This window comes from Peribacillus sp. YIM B13472, assembly GCF_042788005.1.
Taxonomy (GTDB): Bacteria; Bacillota; Bacilli; order Bacillales; family DSM-1321; genus Peribacillus; species Peribacillus simplex_E.
The window spans coordinates 1-18,270 of sequence record NZ_JBHZPG010000058.1 but is presented as its reverse complement, the minus strand read 5'-3'; the positions used below and the strand labels follow the sequence as shown (position 1 = coordinate 18,270).

Genomic DNA, 18,270 nt, shown 5'->3' with positions numbered 1-18,270 from the left:
CGTTGGACTACTTTAAGGGGACTTAAAAAATTGTCGATGCAGGCGATGCTTACTTTCGCTGCCATTAATTTAAAGAAAAATGCTAACTGGACACGGAGAGATCGAGAATGGTAAAAATCGAATTTGGAGAGGAATAATGTGATCCGGGATGAGATCATTCCGAACCTCTTTTGGAGACAAAAAGCTGACGTCATTTTTGATGTCAGCTTTTTTAAATTGTGCTCAACCATGTTCCTTGAGCCTTTTCCCTTTCTTAAAATGAAATACGATCGTGGTGCCGAAAATCAGCAAAATAAAGGCAAAAAAGATCGCAGACGGTATTTCGATCCCTGCAACGGCCATTAGCATTTTTATAGCAATAAATCCGATAAGGACATAAGCGGCAGTTTCCAATTCAGGAACCTTATCTATCAATTTGAGAAATAACCCCGCCACTCCCCGCATCATCAAGACACCAATCATACCGCCTGTCAAAAGGACCCAGACTTTTTCACTCACCCCGAATGCGGCCAAGACACTATCGACGGAAAATGCTATATCCATCAATTCAACTGCTGCAACCGTTCCCCATAATGTACCAAACATACGGATCAGTATGCTGTTTTTACTCATTCCCTGGATATCTTCATCAATTCCAGCTTGTTTCTTTCTTTTATTCCTAAAGTATTTAAAAGAGAGCCAGCCAAGGTAGGCGGCCCCAATCACCTTCACCCACCAAAGCTTAATGAGGAAAACACCGATTCCTATCGCAATGAATCTAAAAGCGTAAGCACCTAATAAACCATAAAAAAGGGCTTTTTTCCGTTGTTTTTCAGGAAGGTGCCTGACCATTACAGCTAATACCAGAGCGTTATCCGCTGATAGTAATCCTTCCATTAATACGAGCGTTCCAATCAATCCCCAGCTCACCGGGTCGGATAAAACCTCCCCCCACATATGCCAGTCAAAAAATTGAGCATACGTTTGCATGATGTTATTTAACCACTCTGACATGATAAAGACTCCTCTGCTACTATAACAGCAAAATTAGAAAACCTTTTAAAATAACATTGTTCCCCGTTATGATAAAAACTAACTCTACTTTTATTTAAACACAAAATAAATACGTTGCATGACAACGTATCATTCGATGCTTATTAGAAATTCATTTTCATTTCATCATACTCTTCCATTTAAATAAAATCAACGAGACCAACCACTATGAGAGCCTTTGTTTACTCGTCCACTCTGGCGGCGTATTTTTATCCCAATATATTTTCCCGATATTATAATGGGTGGCAAATGAATCATGATGGGTATGATAGTGAAAATCGAACCAATGCCCCTCCAGTGGAGGATTTTCCTGCCTGACATGGAATCGGATGATATCCTTCCCGCTGATTGAATCATAAATATGAAATATCTTCTCGGCCCTGCCTGCACTCGGCTGCTCAGTGATGGTTAATTGCTGTAATTTTTCATCTGGAAATTGTGCAGCCATTTCTGTAATGGCTTCTTCCATTTTTGGTAATATGGCCATTTTGAACTCATCGCCAATTTTAGGATTGATCTTTTCGCCAAATTTCATAAATGCGTTTTCCTCTGCCTTATTCAGAATGCCCGATAAAAATTCTTCCCGGTTGAATTCTTCCTCACGTTCAGTTGAATTCTGAGAAGGAAGATAGGCTAATCCCTCTTCTTCCACTAATCCTTTTTTAGTATCCTTTAACGAATCGGCTTCCGCTAGCCACGCCAGATCTGAAGGAGTGACAAGACCAAACGTCAAAACGGATACTAAAATGACGAGACTTTTCCTGAACCAAACCGCTGCTTTCAACTCACACTCCCCCTCCTTTTTTGTATTGTCTTTATATTTAGTATACTTTTATTTTTTGGTAATTACGAATATATAGTTACCCATGTTTTGAAAATCAAAAAAAAGGATATATACCTATATAAACATTATGAACCAGAACTTTTTTAGTAAATATCAACAATTTTACATTTTAATGAAGGATTTTGACGATTATTGGAGAAATTAATTAGATTCAAGTCTTTTTAAGGAGGGGTCTTATATGGCTTCGACTGCCATGGTGGCTTTATGTCTTGTAACATTAGCATTTTTCGTATATTTATCATTTGCTGATTAAGAATAAATGAATACCTACGAAAAATCTCCTTGTCATTTTTCTACAATGACAAGGTTTTCTTTTCACTCAAACATAAGCCTAACCTTTTGGCAGGTAAAAGGACTGAATAATGGAGGAATCATTTTGGAAAACAACAATGAAATCATTAAAGATAAGGATTACAAAAGGGAAACAGATAAAGGGAACGCCGGAATGGTCGTTACAGCTCATCCCGTAGCCACTTCCATTGGGGAAAAAATATTACGTGAAGGTGGAAATGCTGTCGATGCGGCTGTTGCCATCCAATTTGCCCTAAATATTGTGGAACCCATGATGACTGGTATCGGCGGAAGTGGTTTCCTAATGGTATATAACGCTAAAGATAAAGAAACGAAAATATACGATGGCCATGTAAGGGCACCTAAAGCCGCACATCGAGACATGTTTCTTGATGAAAAAGGGGAAGTCATCCCATTTAAAGAAAGATCAATCAAAGCTACAGCGGTTGGCATCCCCGGAATACTGAAAGCTATGGATGAAGCACTCGCCGAAAATGGCAGCAAGCCATTAGCGGACCTCATCGAGCCATCCATTGAATTTGCTGAAAAAGGAGTTCCCGTCAATTGGGTTCTTTGCGATGCACTTAAAAATTTTGAATATCGATTGGGTGATGAAGCGCGTAAGTTCTTCATGCCAAACGGAAAAGCGTATCAAGATGGCGATTTGCTCATAAAAGAAAAACTGGCGAATACCTATCGGATATTACAGCGTGAAGGCATTTCCGCTTTTTATGAAGGTGAAATCGGAGAGGGCATCATTTCCTGCATCCAGGAACTTGGAGGGTTCATGGAGCTTTCTGATTTAAAGGACTATAAAGCTACTATAGATGTACCCATGTATGGGACTTATAAGGATTATCTAATCGCATCTTCGAATGCCCCAAGTGCTGGCGGATTCACTGTCATCCAAATCCTAAAAATATTGGAGAGCTTCCATATAGAACAATATGATGTCCGTTCTTGGGAAAAATATTATTTAATTGCAGAAGCGATGCGTCTGGCATTTACAGATAAAAAAGCATTTCTCGCTGATCCCGAATTTGCCGAATTGCCATTGGCGGGTCTCATGCATGATGATTATATAGCTAAACGCCGCTCATTCATTAATTTCAAGTCAAGAAATAATGCCATTGACTTCGGAAACCCTTGGATTTATGATTCCGTGCAACAAAGGGAAGTCATTCCGCAACCTAATGAAGAAGAGATCAGTGAAACGACACATTTCACTGTCCGTGACAGATGGGGTAATATCGCAGCATGCACTTCTACAGTGGAACATCCATTCGGATCAGGCATTATGGTTTCCGACTATGGTTTCATGCTGAATAACGAACTGACTGATTTTGATTCCATTCCAGGCGGCATGAATGAAGTGCAGCCCAATAAACGCCCAGTCAGCTGTAAAAGTCCGACCATCATCTTTAAAGACGGCGAACCGATTCTGACGTTAGGTTCACCAGGAGGACCAACCATCATCAGTTCAGTCGTACAAACAATCATTAATGTACTCGATTTAAAAATGGATTTGAAAGCAGCCATCGAAGAACCTAGAATTTTCACTCCGATGGGCCCTCATATTGAATGGGAGCCTGGAATGGATATGACTAGCAAAGGCCAATTGGAAGCAATGGGCTTCGCCTTTAATGAAGTTCCCCACTCTATAGGGAATGTCCAAGCGATTCAAATCAACCCTGATGGCTCGAACTATGGTGCTGCCGATTCAAGCCGGGAAGGCTGTGCCATGGGTCTGGACGAAACAGATTATAAATCGTGATCACTGGATGGAAATGAAGCCAAAATGGAATTTGGATGTTTTTCTTTTTATTACCTCAAATCCAAATTCCTCAAAGCGGGAGCTGCGGTAATGGTCTTTCAACACGACTCTCTTGCGCGCAACCCGCTTGGCTTCTTTCATTATTTCCACCGATAGATCCTTACCATCCGCAAAATGAGTCAGTCCCCTGATTCCATTCGATTCCTGAATCGTTTCTTCAAACATGGGATCGAAATATACGACATCAAAATGATTATCCGGCAATGTTTTCAATATTTCGTAATGATCACCGTGCATGACCTCAACTCTTCTCATCGCAGAAATCATTTTTTCTTCTGCATCCTCCCATGTTTTCATTCCACGGTCCACGAGCAAAGCCAAATATTGATTTCCTTCCAATGCGACAACCTGTCCATGTTCACCCACTGCAAAACTTGCGACAATTGCATCAGAGCCCAATCCCAAGGTACAATCAAGCACAGCGTTCCCTTCATTTATATCTCCGGCAATGAGAAATGGATCACTCTCTCCGCGCATTATTCTTTTTATACGGATCATCGCTAGGTTCGGGTGAAAAAAGAATGGTTCTTTTTCCTGGTATCGATATAACTCCATCCGCTTTTTACCAAAAACAAGGCAATCATCTTCATTCTGTTCCGCCTGGATATCTCTGACCGATCTTTTTCTTCTGGCTATAAAGGGGATTTGTAATTCTTCAGCTAACCTTTTGGCTAATATCATCGTTTCTTTATCGGCTCTTCCTACTGTTGTGACAAACATGAATCCTACCCCTTCATACTCTCTTAAAATTTGAAAAGAATGCCCTGTTTCCAGGACATTCCGCTTCATCACTTATTTACTTACTGAACGCTGCCAATAAATTTTCCATGATAGCTTCCATTGGCTGTCCTTCTATATCATGGCGTGGAATGAAATGTACGACCTCTTTGCCCTTTAAAAGAGCCATGGATGGTGAAGAAGGTTCTATTCCATCGAAGTATTCGCGCATTTTAGCTGTCGCTTCCTTATCTTGGCCTGCGAATACAGTTACCAAATGATCTGGCTTATTGTCCGCTTGGAGTACGGCTTGAGTAGCAGCTGGACGGGCTAACCCGGCAGCACAGCCGCAAACTGAATTCACGACCACAAGTGTCGTACCTTCTACCGATTCCATAAAGTTTTCAACCGCTTCAGCGGATTCCAACTCATCAAAACCTGCCTGCACCAGTTCCGCGCGCATTGGTTTCACCATTTGTTTCATATATTCATCATATGCCATCGACATAAAAAAACCTCCTTGGTTACAATTCTTCAATTAGTATAATGATACTATATTCTTGAGTGCATATGCAAAAAAGACGCTTAAAGCTTTGTAAAATTTCATTGTTCTTCACAAAAAAACATGGTGACAGAATCCAGTTTCATTCTGCCACCATGTTTTAGTCTTCCTTTTAACTTAAACTTTCATCACTCCGCCTGAGCTGGCATTCGTCACAAGTTTGGAATAACGTGCTAAATAGCCTGTCCTGACCTTTGACTCGAAGCCTTTCCAATTGGCTTTGCGTTTTTCGAATTCTTCATCGGAAATTTCCAATTGGATTTTACGATTATTCAAATCCAATTCGATGATATCTCCATCTTCAACAAAGGCGATCGGGCCTCCCTCAGCTGCTTCCGGGGATATATGACCAATGCTTATGCCTCGGGATGCCCCTGAAAAGCGGCCATCGGTGATCAAACCGACTTTCGCTCCAAGTCCCCTCCCGACGATTTGGGAAGTGGGTGCCAACATTTCCGGCATACCCGGCCCACCTTTAGGCCCTTCGTAACGAATGACCACTACATCCCCTTCTTTAACCTTTCCGGTAATGATTCCGGAAAGTGCATCTTCCTGGGAGTCGAAACAAATGGCAGGACCCCTGTGATAACCGCCCACTGATGCGTCAACTGCGCCCACTTTTACGATGGAGCCTTGAGGAGCAAGGTTACCGAACAATACCGCAAGCCCGCCACGCTCAGAATGCGGATTATCCAATGGATGGATTACATCCTTGTCCAATATTTCACAACCGGCAACATTTTCGCGGAGCGTTTTACCTGAGACAGAAAGGCAGTCCCCATTAAAGGCACCTGGTTTTTTGAGTAACTCGTTAATGACGGCACTTACACCACCGGCATTATGTACATCTTCAATATGATAATCGGATGCCGGTGCGATTTTCGCTAGATGCGGTACGCGGTTAGCTATTTCATTTATGCGTTCCATTGGATATTCAAAACCTGCTTCATGTGCCAATGCAAGTGTATGAAGAACAGTGTTGGTCGAACCGCCCATCGCCATATCCAAGGCAAATGCATTATCAATTGCATCAATCGTTACGATATCACGAGGCTTGATATCCTGTTTGATTATCTCCATCAACTGTTTAGCGGATTTCTTAACGAATTCCTTACGTTCTTCGGCTACCGCCAAAATCGTTCCATTTCCCGGAAGCGCAAGTCCTAAGCCTTCTGCCAGGCAGTTCATGGAGTTTGCCGTGAACATTCCTGAACAAGAACCGCAAGTAGGGCAGGCAACTTGCTCGATTTCCTGCAAATCTTCTTCATTGATATTACCTGCTTGATAAGCGCCCACACCTTCAAAAACGGATGTTAATGAAAGGGATTTACCGTTTTTGTCTTTACCTGCTTTCATGGGTCCGCCGCTTACGAATATTGTTGGAATATTGACACGAAGTGCTCCCATCATCATTCCCGGGGTTATCTTGTCACAGTTGGGAATGCAAACCATACCGTCAAACCAATGTGCTGATACGACAGTTTCCACGGAATCCGCGATGATTTCACGACTTGGCAAAGAATAGCGCATACCAATATGACCCATTGCAATTCCATCGTCTACCCCAATCGTATTAAATTCGAAAGGAACACCGCCAGCTTCGCGAATCGCTTCCTTCACTATTTTTCCGAATTCCTGAAGGTGGACATGACCTGGAACGATATCGATGTAAGAATTACAAACCGCGATGAACGGTTTACCGAAATCTTCTTCTTTAACCCCTGCTGCCCGCAACAGACTTCTATGTGGAGCTCGATCGACTCCTTTTGTAATCATGTCACTTCTCATATTTGATGTAGACATTTGTTGTTCCCCCAATTTCCACTAAATGTTTAATGATTCAATATAATATAATTTTTAGTATACTCTAAAAATTCTAACATATTTACATACAAATGCAACCATTCAACACTAAATATCTACAAAAATCATTTTACTAAAATAATAGAGATCAAATTTATATCATAAAACTTATGTATATCGAAAAATTAGCCATTTTGAATGTTTTGGAATTCGACCTAGGGAAAGAATGTCAAATGAATTGAAGATCCACTTCAAAAATAAAAAGGCATACGGATTAAATCATCCGCATGCCTTTTGCCTGTAACCATTTTAGGTTCCATTAAGTTATTCCCATTAAATCTCACTTGTCATTCGCTTGTCTTGATTCTGTCATTTGCTTCCAAACCGAACCTTTTGCTTCTTCCCCATTTTCTATACGGTCAATGGCCATCTTGACCTGCAGGGCCACTTCGAATTCAGGGTCCTGTTCCGCTTGCTTAAGATAAGGGAGGGTCGTTTCATTTCCCACTTCATATAAAAACATAGCCGCCCTCCATCTAACCAATTTATTTTTATCCGAAAGTGATTGAGACATTTCTCCCATCGCTTCTTCAAAGCCAAGATCGGATAAACAATCCCCAGCCGTACGTCTTACGGCTGCACTTTTATCTTTCAATGCTTTATACAAGCTCGGAAGCACTTTTCTATCTTCGATCATACCCAAGTATACTACCGCGAGCCTTCGAATGGAGACCTTACTATCGGAGAGTGCCATGTCCAATACGGGTATATCATCAACCGTTGGATCTTCCATTTGTTCTAAAGCCTGATATCGCTTTTCCCAGCTTTCGTCATTCAGCATTTCTGCAGTCAGTTTAATTTTTGGTCGTTTCAAAATTGCTTCCTTCGTATCCACCATTTCTTTTGCAGCGGCTACCAGCCGATTAATTCGTTCTTCCGGGTAAGCTGCAATCAACTCATCGGATACTTCCTTCACGATATCTTCCATATCACCATATCTTACGCCATAATCCTTCCATTTTCGAAGCAGGACTACATTGTCATCTTCTTTTTGGGCAGCGGAAATGCCCTTTATGAAATAATCCGGTAAGGCAAAACGTTTTTCGTGTTGGCTATCACTTGCTTTAATTTGCATCGGAATGCCCTTGAATTGTTGAATGGCAACAGTTACTTCACCGTAATGTTCATTTAATGCCGTTTGTTGATTTTGTTCTTCGGTTTTTTCCCCGAAAACTTGACGGATTTGGACCAAGATATCTTTCCAATCATATTTCGCATTTCGCTCAACCGCTAAGAAGTCCGCAACATGATATACCCCTTTCACTCCCTCGATCGTAAATAAATCCCTAATCAGCTGGGGTGCCTGGTCAGCTTGATCTTTCTTATAATTATTGCTTTTACCAGCTAATAGCTCTTCAGTTAAATTGATTTTCATTGTATTCGGACTTGGTGTAGGTTCTATCGACTTAATTTTCAATGCATTTCTCTCCTTTAACAAGACGTTTCCATGTACTAGATATTATCACATCGGCAACAGATTCTCATGCAATTGAGATTGGCTAAAAAAAGACCGATCCAAGTTTGCTCCCTTGGACCGGTCATCTCGCTCATTCCTCTTCCAATTTTTCCGCTAAATACGTCCATCTTTCCATCAAATGGTCTAATTTATCCGTTAGTTCCTTTTCTTCTTCAAGCAGCAGGCGGACTTTTTCAAAATCGCTTCCCGCTGCTGACATTTCTGATGTTATGTCTTTCAGGCGCAACTCGACCCGTTCCATGTTCCCTTCTATCTCTTCCCATTCCTTACTTTCCGCATAAGTTAGTTTTTTCTTTTTCTTTTCGGTCCGGTTCATCTGAGGTTCTGGTGCTTTTACTGGTACGGCCTCTTCAGTCTTTTCTTCCAAGAACTCTGAATAATTGCCGTAATAGAAATCAATTTCAGCTTTATTCTGGAAAACAAGAAGCTGATGGCACGTCTTATCCAGGAAATACCTATCATGTGATACAGTAATGACTACACCTGAAAACGTTTCTAAATAATCCTCCAGAACGGTCAAGGTTTGCGTGTCCAAATCATTCGTCGGTTCATCCAAAAGCAGGACATTAGGTGCCGACATCAAAATGTTAAGAAGATATAAACGCCTTTTCTCCCCTCCGGAAAGCTTGCGAATAGGCGTCCCATGAGAGCCCATTGGAAACAAGAACCTTTCAAGCATCTGCGCAGCCGATATGAAACTACCATCTTTAAGGGCGATTGAATCCGCCGTTTCCCGAATATACTCGATCATGCGCAAATTCTCATCCATATCGACGCTTTCTTGCGTATAGTACCCTATTTTCACGGTTTGCCCTTTTTCCAGGTTTCCTTCATCTATAGATTCCCGTCCGGCCAGGATATTTAACAAGGTTGATTTTCCACTGCCATTATTACCGACGATCCCAATTCGATCACCCGGTTTGAAGAGGAAGGAAAAATGGTTGATAATGGTTCGATCACCGAATGATTTAGAAACATCCTGCATCTCGAGTACCTTTTTCCCAAGGCGGGCACCGCTTAATTCCATTTCCAGGTTCTCGGTTTTCTGTTTATCTTTTACACCTGATTCCAATGTTTCGAAGCGTTGGATCCTGGCCTTTTGTTTCGTTGTACGGGCCTTTGCGCCTTTACGGATCCAGGCCAGTTCTTTTTTGAATAGACTTTCCTTTTTCGATCTTTCAGCCGTTTCGTTCTCTTCACGAATGGCCTTTGATTCTAAATAATCCCCATAGTTTCCTTTGTATTCGAATAGCTGCGTTTGGGCAATTTCCCAAATCTTATTGGACACGCGATCAAGGAAATATCGATCATGGGTCACAAATAAAACGGACTTTTGATATTTCCCCAAATATTCTTCAAGCCAAGTGATGCTTTCAAAATCGAGATGGTTCGTAGGCTCATCCAAAATCAGTAAATCAGGGGTCTCAATCAAGGTTTTTGCCAGGGCCGCACGTTTTTTTTGGCCACCTGACAGTTCCCCCAATTTCCTTGAGTGATCTGGAAGACCAAGCTTGGTCAGTATCGTTCTGGCATTGGCACTTGTATCCCAGGCACCAAGCGTGTCCATATCCTGTTGCTGCTTTAACAAACGGTCCTGTATTACGCTATTCTGTGGATCTACCTGGAGTTGAACGAGCGTCTTTTCATACTCCTTAATCAACGAAAATACAGGAGTTGAACTTTTATACATATATTCCATGATCGTCAATTTCTCATCAAAATGCGGATCTTGGGATAGATAGGAAATCGTGTAATCATTCGGATGATCCTTCGTTCCTAAATCACTGTCTTCCAAGCCTGCGATGATATTCAATAATGTCGATTTGCCGGTGCCGTTTATACCAACGATCCCGATTTTTTCCCCTTCGGTAATGGAAAAAGAGACATCTTTAAAAAGCAGCTTTTCCCCTTGGGTTTTCATTACATGTTCCATGCTAAAAACTTTCATAATCGTACATCCCATTCCTTATTAAATTCCTTTAAAAATCCAACCATATATTCATGCCTTTCACTTGCAATCTTCTTGGCTGTACAAGTATTGAGCATATCTTGCAATCGCAATAATTTTTCATGAAAGTGATGAATGGAAGAGCTTTTGCCATTCCTGTATTCCTTCTTGGTCATGTTTTCCCTTATGGACAATGAAGGATCATACATAAGTTGTCCCTTTTTTCCGCCAAATGCAAATGTCCTGGCTATGCCAATGGCACCAATTGCATCCAAGCGGTCCGCATCCTGAACAATTTCAGCCTCGATCGAAGGAAGCTTCAACTGCCCTGCACTATATGAAATTGTATTGATGATCTGTTTGATGGCATCAACACTATCAATATCCAACTTTATTTCATCAAACCAAACGTCAAGCTTTTTCCAGCCCTCATCGGCCCCCTGGTTCAGTTTATCATCCGGGATATCATGAAGCAGAGCCGCCAATTCAATGATAAACTCATTTCCTTTTCGTTCTTCTTTTGCAATATGTAAAGCCAGCTTACGAACACGATCGATATGGAACCAATCATGGCCGCTGGCATCAGAATTCAATTGGTCATATACATACTTCTCCGTCAATTCAATCATCGTTTGTTTCATATCACCACTCCATGTCCCTTTTATTTTACCATGGTTCTCAAAAATGGTGTGCTTTAATCTTCATTGAACCAACTGATCCCAATCGTCTGTTCACCGGTATGCACCCCGATGGCACTGCCCAGTGGGGATACATGGATCAACACATGAGGAAATTCTTCGGTAATCATCTTTTTCCATCTTTGTGCCTGCTCCGAAACTGCACCATATAAAATGGTGCATTCTTTTACTTTTCCCGCTTCGACTGATCTGTGAAAATCAGTGAAGATCTGTTTTTCCGCTTTTTTAAGGTTCCTAGGTTTAGATTTAGTATGAAGCACACCATTTTCGATTGAAATGATGGGTTTAAAGCTCAATAGGCTTCCTAGAATATACTGTGCGTTTGTTAACCTGCCGCTGCGATGCAGCTGATCTAAAGAGCCTATCATTACATAGGTCTCATGGTTATCCGCATACATTCTCGTTTTGACGAATGCTTCATTGATGGAATCGCCATTCTCAATATAATGCATGAGCCGTTTCAAGATTAATAGCATTGGAAAGGAAATAAGTAAAGTATCAAAAACGTCAACAGGGATCGTAACCATTTGTGCAGCTTGCCTGCTCGCAGAAACCGTCCCGCTCAATTCACTGGAAAGATGTACGGCTATTATTCGATCATAGCGTTTTTCAAGCTCCTTATATAATTCCTGGAATCTGCCGACCGAGGGCTGTGACGTGGTGGCGGTGATTTTTTCCTCACTCATCCGCCGGTATAATTCCTCAGGTAATAGGTCGACGCCATCTTCATATTCCTTCCCATCGATGATGACGACCATCGGAACGACGTAAACATGTTCATTCAATGATAATTCTTCATCTAAAGTTCCCGTACTATCTGTTACCCATGCAATTCGTTCCATGGTTTCCCCCCTCATTTGTGTCTTCCATTATATTCAACATCCCAACCATCTGTCCCCTTTTAAATACGGATGCATATAAATATCTTACCTCAAAAAAAGAGCCCAACTGGAGCTTCCGTTGGACTCAATATCATTCTTCATAATAATTTTTTTATATCCTCTTCCATTTCCAGAGGTTTTGTTTTAGGTGCATACCGGCTCACTATATTTCCATTACGATCAATCAAGAACTTTGTAAAATTCCATTTTATCGATTTGGACCCCATCACTCCAGGCGCATTTTCAGTCAAGTAACTGAATAAGGGATGGGCTTCCTTGCCATTGACATTCACTTTTGCAAACATCGGGAATGTTATACCATAATTTAATTTGCAGTATGAATCGATTTCCAGATCATCACCAGGCTCCTGATTCAAAAACTGATTACAAGGAAAACCAAGCACGACAACCCCATCCTCTTTATATTGCACATACAGGCTTTGCAAATCATCATACTGTGGCGAAAAACCGCATTTGCTTGCGGTATTCACTATAATCATCACTTTCCCTCTATATTCCTTAAGCGAGATGGTTTCGCCATTGATTTTATTGACTTCAAATTCGTAAATGGACATGTATGATCTCTCCCTTTAGTATGATGATTCATTTTACCGTATTTAAAGGTAGGTTTACCAACTTTTATCCTTTCCTATCATCCCTGAATCTTCACTGCTTGTATGGATTGAATCAAATACTCTACCATGTCTTCCAAATCATCCATTTGCTCTTCTTTTACAAGCCTTCCAAATGAAACTTTATATATAGAAGAAGTAACGTGTTGCATTTTTTTACTGACCGTATCGCTGGTCGTCACTGTAATGATTCTCTGATCTCCCCAAATCTTTTCCAGGTCATTCAACAATTGTTCAGCATTCACTTCATCGAGCTTTTTGGGAAAAGTAATAAAAATATCGACCGTGCAGCCCGAATGCGTATCATCAATAGCTGCATCAAGTAACTCCGAACTTAGGTTCTTCAGTGAAGCCTGTAACTCAATGGCACCGCTAATCGAAATAGGCGCGATTGGTTTTTTCAATTCCATCTCAATCTTATATGATCTGGACATAGTCGAGAGATTCACTATATCATCACGTTTTATGACCAATATATCTCCAATGAAGTCACGATCATAAACCGCTCCTTCCAATACCACTTTCATGTTCTCAAATGCTGTAGGATCAAACAATCTCCAAACACCTCTCCAACTTCATAGTTTATGTATTCATATCTTCCCATTTTACCATTCCCAGGCCATTTCCTTCGGGATTTACAAGAAATTATTAAAATAGCTTTTCTATTCAATAATTTTCTATATAATTAAAATATTATGATTTTTGGAGAAGGAGGCTAATCATGCCAATCAGAATTCCGGAACAACTGCCAGCAAGGGAAATTTTAGAACAGGAAAATATCTTCGTAATGGATGAGGAAAGAGCTACCAATCAGGAAATCCGTCCATTGAATATATTAATTTTAAACCTAATGCCAGAGAAAGAAAAAACGGAGGCCCAGTTACTGCGCTTTCTTGGCAATACTCCGATTCAAGTAAATATATCATTCCTGCGCTTGAGCACACATGAATCAAAAAACACAAGTAAATTTCATTTAGATCAATTTTACAAATCATTTAATGATATCCGCACGAAGAAATATGACGGCTTGATCATTACAGGCGCTCCAGTAGAAAAGCTGGGATTTTCAGACGTTAATTATTGGGAAGAACTGCAAAGTATCATGAACTGGTCAAGCGAAAATGTCACATCCACCCTACATATTTGTTGGGGGGCACAAGCTGCCCTGTACCATCATTATGGAATAGGCAAATACGAACTTCCAGAGAAATGCTTCGGGATATACACCCATGAGGTCCTTGAACCGAATGAAAATCTAGTCCGCGGATTCGATGATTATTTTATGGCCCCTCATTCTCGCCATACGGATATTGACTATCAAAAATTAGTTAACCATCCGGAACTGAAGGTTCTCGCACAGTCCGATCAAGCTGGTGTATTGATTGCTGCTTCAGTTGATGGAAAAAGAATTATGGTGACCGGCCATTTCGAGTATGATGCCGATACCCTTGGTGAAGAATACAAGCGCGATAGGGAGCGTGGAATCAATACGAAACTCCCTGAAAATTACTTTCCTGATAACGATCCGACCAAGGTACCTCTTCACCGCTGGAAGAGCCATTGCAGCCTGATGTTCTCGAATTGGCTGAACTATTATGTCTACCAATCAACCCCTTATGAGTGGGATTGAAAGGGTAAGAAAAAAGAAGCTTTCACTTTTAAGTGAATCGTTTTTTGGGCAGACACTTCCGATTATCATGGGAAACAACCTGAGTTTCTGACTCAGGTTGTTTGTTTCATGATTCCTTATTACCGAAATAAACCTCTTCAAAAGGTTGGACGACCACAAATCCTTGACCTTCGAATTTCATTTGAACGGATTCGCCGCTCCCCCTTCCAAAAAACGACTTCAGTGAAACATCCGTTACGAATTCAGGCTGCAATTCCCCTGACCAAGCCACTGTGGCATTCGGGTCAGTATAGACCGGATTCCCTTGTTCCACCATTAAAGTAAGCGGCTCATAATGGGAAGTGAATGCGACCATTCCTCTCCCCTCGAGCCTTACGTTGAACAATCCACCTGCCAATAACCCGGCAATGCGCCGCATCATTTTTATATCCCATTGAATCCCCGGCTCAAATGCAAGTAAATCATTTCCGTTAACACAGATCGATTCACCATTTAACTGTAAAATGGAAATCTTCTTTCCTTGATCCGCGACGTATAGCTTTCCGCTTCCAGTCGCTTTCATCAAAGATGCACCCTCTCCTGTCAAAGCCTTTTTGAAGAGTTTACCAAGACCATGCTCCAAGATACCTTCCCGCTCGAATTTAATATGGCCGCGATAAGAAACCATCGTCCCCATTTTTGCCCAGATCTGCTGTTCCAAATTAATCTCCAGGATTCGTTCCGTTTCAAGTTCGAATAAACCTTGCCCTTTATCCTGCTGTTTCGTCTTTTCAACGAATTGATCGATTTGATACTTCTCCATCACTGCCCCACCTCTTTTTGAAGGAGGAAAAGCCACATGAACGATACAGCTTGCTTTAACTCCTTTGAAAAATGCCCCAGTTTTGTATAGTCCACCCCTCTCTTTGCAACGCCGGTATCAGCCACTGCCTTCCACCCGGTTTCTAAAGCCATTTTTTCAAATTCCCAAGGCTGCATTGTATTCATGATGACTTTATCTCCTAATAACCGTTGAAAACTGAATTTTTTTCGTGGTTCAGCTGTTGGACCAAGTATTCCAAAACAGACATAACCGCCAGGCTTTATTACCCGTTGAATTTCCTTCATCACCGTTAATGGTTCACCCGTATATTCCAAAGAATTAATGACCATTGCCGCATCCATTTCTTCATCTTTGAATGGAAGATTATAAAAATCCCCTTGCAGGAAAGAAAGTTCTGGTTGTTGAGCGGTTTTCCCCTTTGCAAATTCAATCATCACATTGGATAAATCAACTCCGGTTACTTCAAATCCCGCTTCGGCCAATTTCAAGGAACCAACTCCATCTCCACAGCCAATGTCAGCCACCTTCACTCCCGAAGGTACATATTCAGAAAAGAAAGGAATAATGTTTTTCCGGCTCCCCGTTTCCCACATTTCTTGCGAATTTTTCACCCACATAGGTGCAAAAACATCCCATTCCTTTTTCGATTCTTTATGCCATGTATGTAAATTCATCAAAAATTCCCCCTCCTAACTAGGCAAGTTCCTACTATATTAAAAACACTCAGTTTCCAGAATCAAAATACCGGGGCTTCTTTATAGCTATTCTGTTCAAAATTAAAAAATCCTCTTTTATAACTTCGTTCAGGAATACAGATGATTTGCAAATACATAAAAAAAACTGCCAGCGGCAGCTTATTTTGAATTTTCTTCATTTCTTTTTTGTATCTTTCGTAAATCCTCGACACGGTCAGGAGATTCTTCAAAGAATTCAACCAGGTCTCCAATCCTATCGATGGCATTCCAACTAAGGTGGTGTTCGATCCCCTCTACATCATGATAAATATTTTCTTCCTTGACCCCAATCAACCTTAGCATCTGTTCTAAAAGTTCATGACGGTATACGAGCCTTTTACCCACTTTTTTCCCATTTGCAGTTAAAACGAGACCCCGGTACTTTTCATATATCAAATATTTTTCCTGATCAAGTTTTTGAACCATTTTTGTAACAGAAGAAGGGTGGACGGAAAGATTTTCGGCAATATCGGAAACTCTTGCATATCCTTTTTCTTCAATAAGTAAATAAATTTGTTCTATGTAATCCTCCATGCTCGGTGTAGGCATTCGGAATCCTCCCATTCAAACGCATATCTAAAAATTTTACTATATAAACGACCCTGAAACAAGAAGATATAAGTCTCAGGGCGCCTTTAATGAAGTTTCTCCTCAAGTTTGCTTGACGTTTTGTTCTGTTGGGAATGTAAAACTGATCTTCTTTTCAGAGTCTGACCAAGATAAAATGGCATCAAAGGTCTTTTCCCCTTTTTTAAAACCGCTTATCAAATCCGTTTCACCGCTCGCCAACAGCTTTTTTATATTTGCTTGACTGATTTTCTTATTAAGGATTTTTTTGGAGATAGTGAAGTTACACTTTGTTTTTTGATAACTTACACATCCATAGAATTCCCCTTTATCGACAATCTTAGAACCGCATAGTTTACAGCTGCCCACAGATGCCGAACTTCTCTTTTTTGGGCCGCTCCGTTGAATCGACTCGGTGTCCAGCCCTTGAAAATCCCAGCTTTCCGATGATTCCACGGCATCACTGATAATTTTTGCTGACATCTTTTTAACAGCTTCCATAAAGCCGCCAGCTGAAGCCTTCCCTTCACCGATTTCCCTTAAGCGCTGTTCCCATTTGGCTGTCATCTCGGGTGAAGCCAGGATTTTCTCCCCAATCGCGGTAATCAGCACTTTCCCTTTATCTGTCGCAAATACTTGGTTTTTTTTGACATTGATGTATTTACGGTCTTTGAGCATGGTAATGATGCCAGCCCGAGTTGCTTCGGTTCCAAGACCCTCGGTTTTCATCAGCACCTTTTCTAACTCTTCATTATCCAGATGCTTTCCGGCAGTCTTCATCAAAGTGATCAGCTGACCTTCTGTATAGCGCTTAGGAGGCTGGGTTTTTCCTTCTTTCACCTTTATATTGGCGACCTTTCCAGAATCCCCTTTTGAGACGGACGGCAAAATGATATCATCGTCTTCCTTGTCATTTTGGAAAATCACTTTGCGCCATCCCTCTTGAATCTGCTGCTTTCCTTTAGAAATGAATTCGGCACGCTTATCGACAAGCGTTTTAATGGTGGTGTAATCGAAAATGGCTTTCTCATAATGGGCCGCAATCAAGCGGCGTACCACCAAGTCATAAATATTCCGTTCTTCAGCGGAAAGCCGCTTTGGGTCGGTTACCTGCTCCGTCGGGATGATGGCATAGTGATCAGTCACTTTCTTTTCATTTACAAACCGTTTATTATTCATGATGTTCGGTTGTGGCAAAGGAAACAGGGATTCATATTCCGAAAATCCGCTTAGTTTTTGCAAAATATCGGGAAATGTTTCGGCTTCCCCCTCCGTCACATAATTGGAATCCGAACGTGGATAAGAAACGATCCCTTTTTGATATAAACTTTGTACTATATCAAGCGTCTGTTTCGGCGAATATTTATAAATCTTGTTCACTGTCGCTTGCAATGACGATAGATTAAATAACAAAGGCGGCTGAAATTCTTTCCTTTCTGTATCCATTTCAGCTATTTCAGCTTCCTTACCCTTGCAAAAAGCGGCAATTTTATCCGCCATTTCTTTTGTCTTGATTCTCGGATCATTGTTCTGCTGCCATTTCCCCTGATATTTCTTTCCATCCATCTTGAAGTCAGCGAACACTTCCCAGAACGGTTCAGACTTGAATTGCTCAATTTCAATTTCCCGCTTCACAATCAAGGCGAGAGTCGGTGTCTGAACCCTTCCAGCTGAAAACACATCCGAAACGCCCCTTTGTTTCAATAAAATACTATACGCTCTCGACGCATTCATTCC

17 protein-coding genes are annotated in these 18,270 nt (G+C 41.2%); 2 read left to right on the top strand and 15 right to left on the bottom strand.

Features of this window, described 5'->3' with window-relative positions:
• Positions 1-222: 222 nt before the first annotated feature.
• Both ACFX4I_RS25605 and ACFX4I_RS25600 read right to left on the bottom strand, forming a co-directional pair.
• Positions 223-993: a TerC family protein gene (locus ACFX4I_RS25605; protein WP_377423978.1), complete on the bottom strand. Its 771-nt coding sequence runs from the start codon at positions 991-993 to the stop codon at positions 223-225.
• A 205-nt stretch (positions 994-1,198) separates the two neighbouring features.
• Complete coding sequence (locus ACFX4I_RS25600) at positions 1,199-1,816, bottom strand: YpjP family protein (protein ID WP_377423976.1); 618 nt, start codon at positions 1,814-1,816, stop codon at positions 1,199-1,201.
• Between the two features lie 436 nt (positions 1,817-2,252).
• On the opposite strand from ACFX4I_RS25600, the gene ggt reads away from it, so the two are divergent.
• The gene (ggt, locus tag ACFX4I_RS25595; protein ID WP_377423973.1) at positions 2,253-3,941 is read left to right on the top strand and encodes a gamma-glutamyltransferase; all 1,689 of its coding nucleotides are present in this window, start codon (positions 2,253-2,255) and stop codon (positions 3,939-3,941) included.
• On the opposite strand, the gene ACFX4I_RS25590 is transcribed toward ggt, so the two are convergent.
• From ACFX4I_RS25590 to ACFX4I_RS25550, 9 genes are all read right to left on the bottom strand, one after another.
• Entirely contained in the window at positions 3,942-4,721 is a 780-nt protein-coding gene (locus ACFX4I_RS25590; RefSeq protein WP_230303694.1) for a class I SAM-dependent methyltransferase, read from the bottom strand. It abuts the gene before it with no gap.
• A 76-nt stretch (positions 4,722-4,797) separates the two neighbouring features.
• Entirely contained in the window at positions 4,798-5,226 is a 429-nt protein-coding gene (locus ACFX4I_RS25585) for a BrxA/BrxB family bacilliredoxin (protein WP_057277313.1), read from the bottom strand.
• A gap of 171 nt (positions 5,227-5,397) precedes the next feature.
• Complete coding sequence (gene ilvD / locus ACFX4I_RS25580) at positions 5,398-7,068, bottom strand: dihydroxy-acid dehydratase (protein ID WP_034311212.1); 1,671 nt, start codon at positions 7,066-7,068, stop codon at positions 5,398-5,400.
• Positions 7,069-7,423: 355 nt separating this feature from the next.
• Positions 7,424-8,560: a conserved virulence factor C family protein gene (locus tag ACFX4I_RS25575; protein ID WP_283896802.1), complete on the bottom strand. Its 1,137-nt coding sequence runs from the start codon at positions 8,558-8,560 to the stop codon at positions 7,424-7,426.
• Between the two features lie 130 nt (positions 8,561-8,690).
• Positions 8,691-10,568: an ABC-F family ATP-binding cassette domain-containing protein gene (locus ACFX4I_RS25570; RefSeq protein ID WP_377423971.1), complete on the bottom strand. Its 1,878-nt coding sequence runs from the start codon at positions 10,566-10,568 to the stop codon at positions 8,691-8,693.
• Positions 10,565-11,209, bottom strand: a complete 645-nt coding sequence (locus tag ACFX4I_RS25565) for an HD domain-containing protein (RefSeq protein ID WP_230303691.1) — start codon at positions 11,207-11,209, stop codon at positions 10,565-10,567. Before ACFX4I_RS25565 ends, ACFX4I_RS25570 begins: the two co-directional genes overlap by 4 nt.
• Before the next feature lie 53 nt (positions 11,210-11,262).
• A complete protein-coding gene (locus tag ACFX4I_RS25560) occupies positions 11,263-12,108 on the bottom strand; it encodes a DegV family protein (protein WP_377423969.1) in 846 nt (281 codons plus the stop codon).
• Between the two features lie 137 nt (positions 12,109-12,245).
• Complete coding sequence (locus ACFX4I_RS25555; protein WP_230303689.1) at positions 12,246-12,722, bottom strand: glutathione peroxidase; 477 nt, start codon at positions 12,720-12,722, stop codon at positions 12,246-12,248.
• 77 nt (positions 12,723-12,799) lie between these two features.
• On the bottom strand, positions 12,800-13,333 hold the full coding sequence (locus ACFX4I_RS25550; RefSeq protein WP_377423966.1) for a hypothetical protein: 534 nt from the start codon (positions 13,331-13,333) through the stop codon (positions 12,800-12,802).
• A gap of 167 nt (positions 13,334-13,500) precedes the next feature.
• Here ACFX4I_RS25550 and metA point away from each other — a divergent pair, with 167 nt between their 5' ends.
• Positions 13,501-14,409, top strand: coding sequence for a homoserine O-acetyltransferase MetA (metA, locus tag ACFX4I_RS25545; RefSeq protein ID WP_230303687.1), 909 nt, complete (start codon positions 13,501-13,503; stop codon positions 14,407-14,409).
• Between the two features lie 106 nt (positions 14,410-14,515).
• Here metA and ACFX4I_RS25540 read toward each other — a convergent pair whose 3' ends face one another.
• The 4 genes from ACFX4I_RS25540 to ACFX4I_RS25525 all read right to left on the bottom strand — a co-directional run.
• On the bottom strand, positions 14,516-15,211 hold the full coding sequence (locus ACFX4I_RS25540) for an AIM24 family protein (RefSeq protein WP_230303686.1): 696 nt from the start codon (positions 15,209-15,211) through the stop codon (positions 14,516-14,518).
• The gene (locus ACFX4I_RS25535; RefSeq protein ID WP_283931825.1) at positions 15,211-15,906 is read right to left on the bottom strand and encodes a class I SAM-dependent methyltransferase; all 696 of its coding nucleotides are present in this window, start codon (positions 15,904-15,906) and stop codon (positions 15,211-15,213) included. Before ACFX4I_RS25535 ends, ACFX4I_RS25540 begins: the two co-directional genes overlap by 1 nt.
• 180 nt (positions 15,907-16,086) lie before the next feature.
• On the bottom strand, positions 16,087-16,515 hold the full coding sequence (mntR, locus tag ACFX4I_RS25530) for a transcriptional regulator MntR (protein ID WP_063234342.1): 429 nt from the start codon (positions 16,513-16,515) through the stop codon (positions 16,087-16,089).
• A gap of 102 nt (positions 16,516-16,617) precedes the next feature.
• A partial coding sequence (locus ACFX4I_RS25525) for a type IA DNA topoisomerase (protein ID WP_377423962.1) occupies positions 16,618-18,270 on the bottom strand: 1,653 nt, incomplete at its 5' end.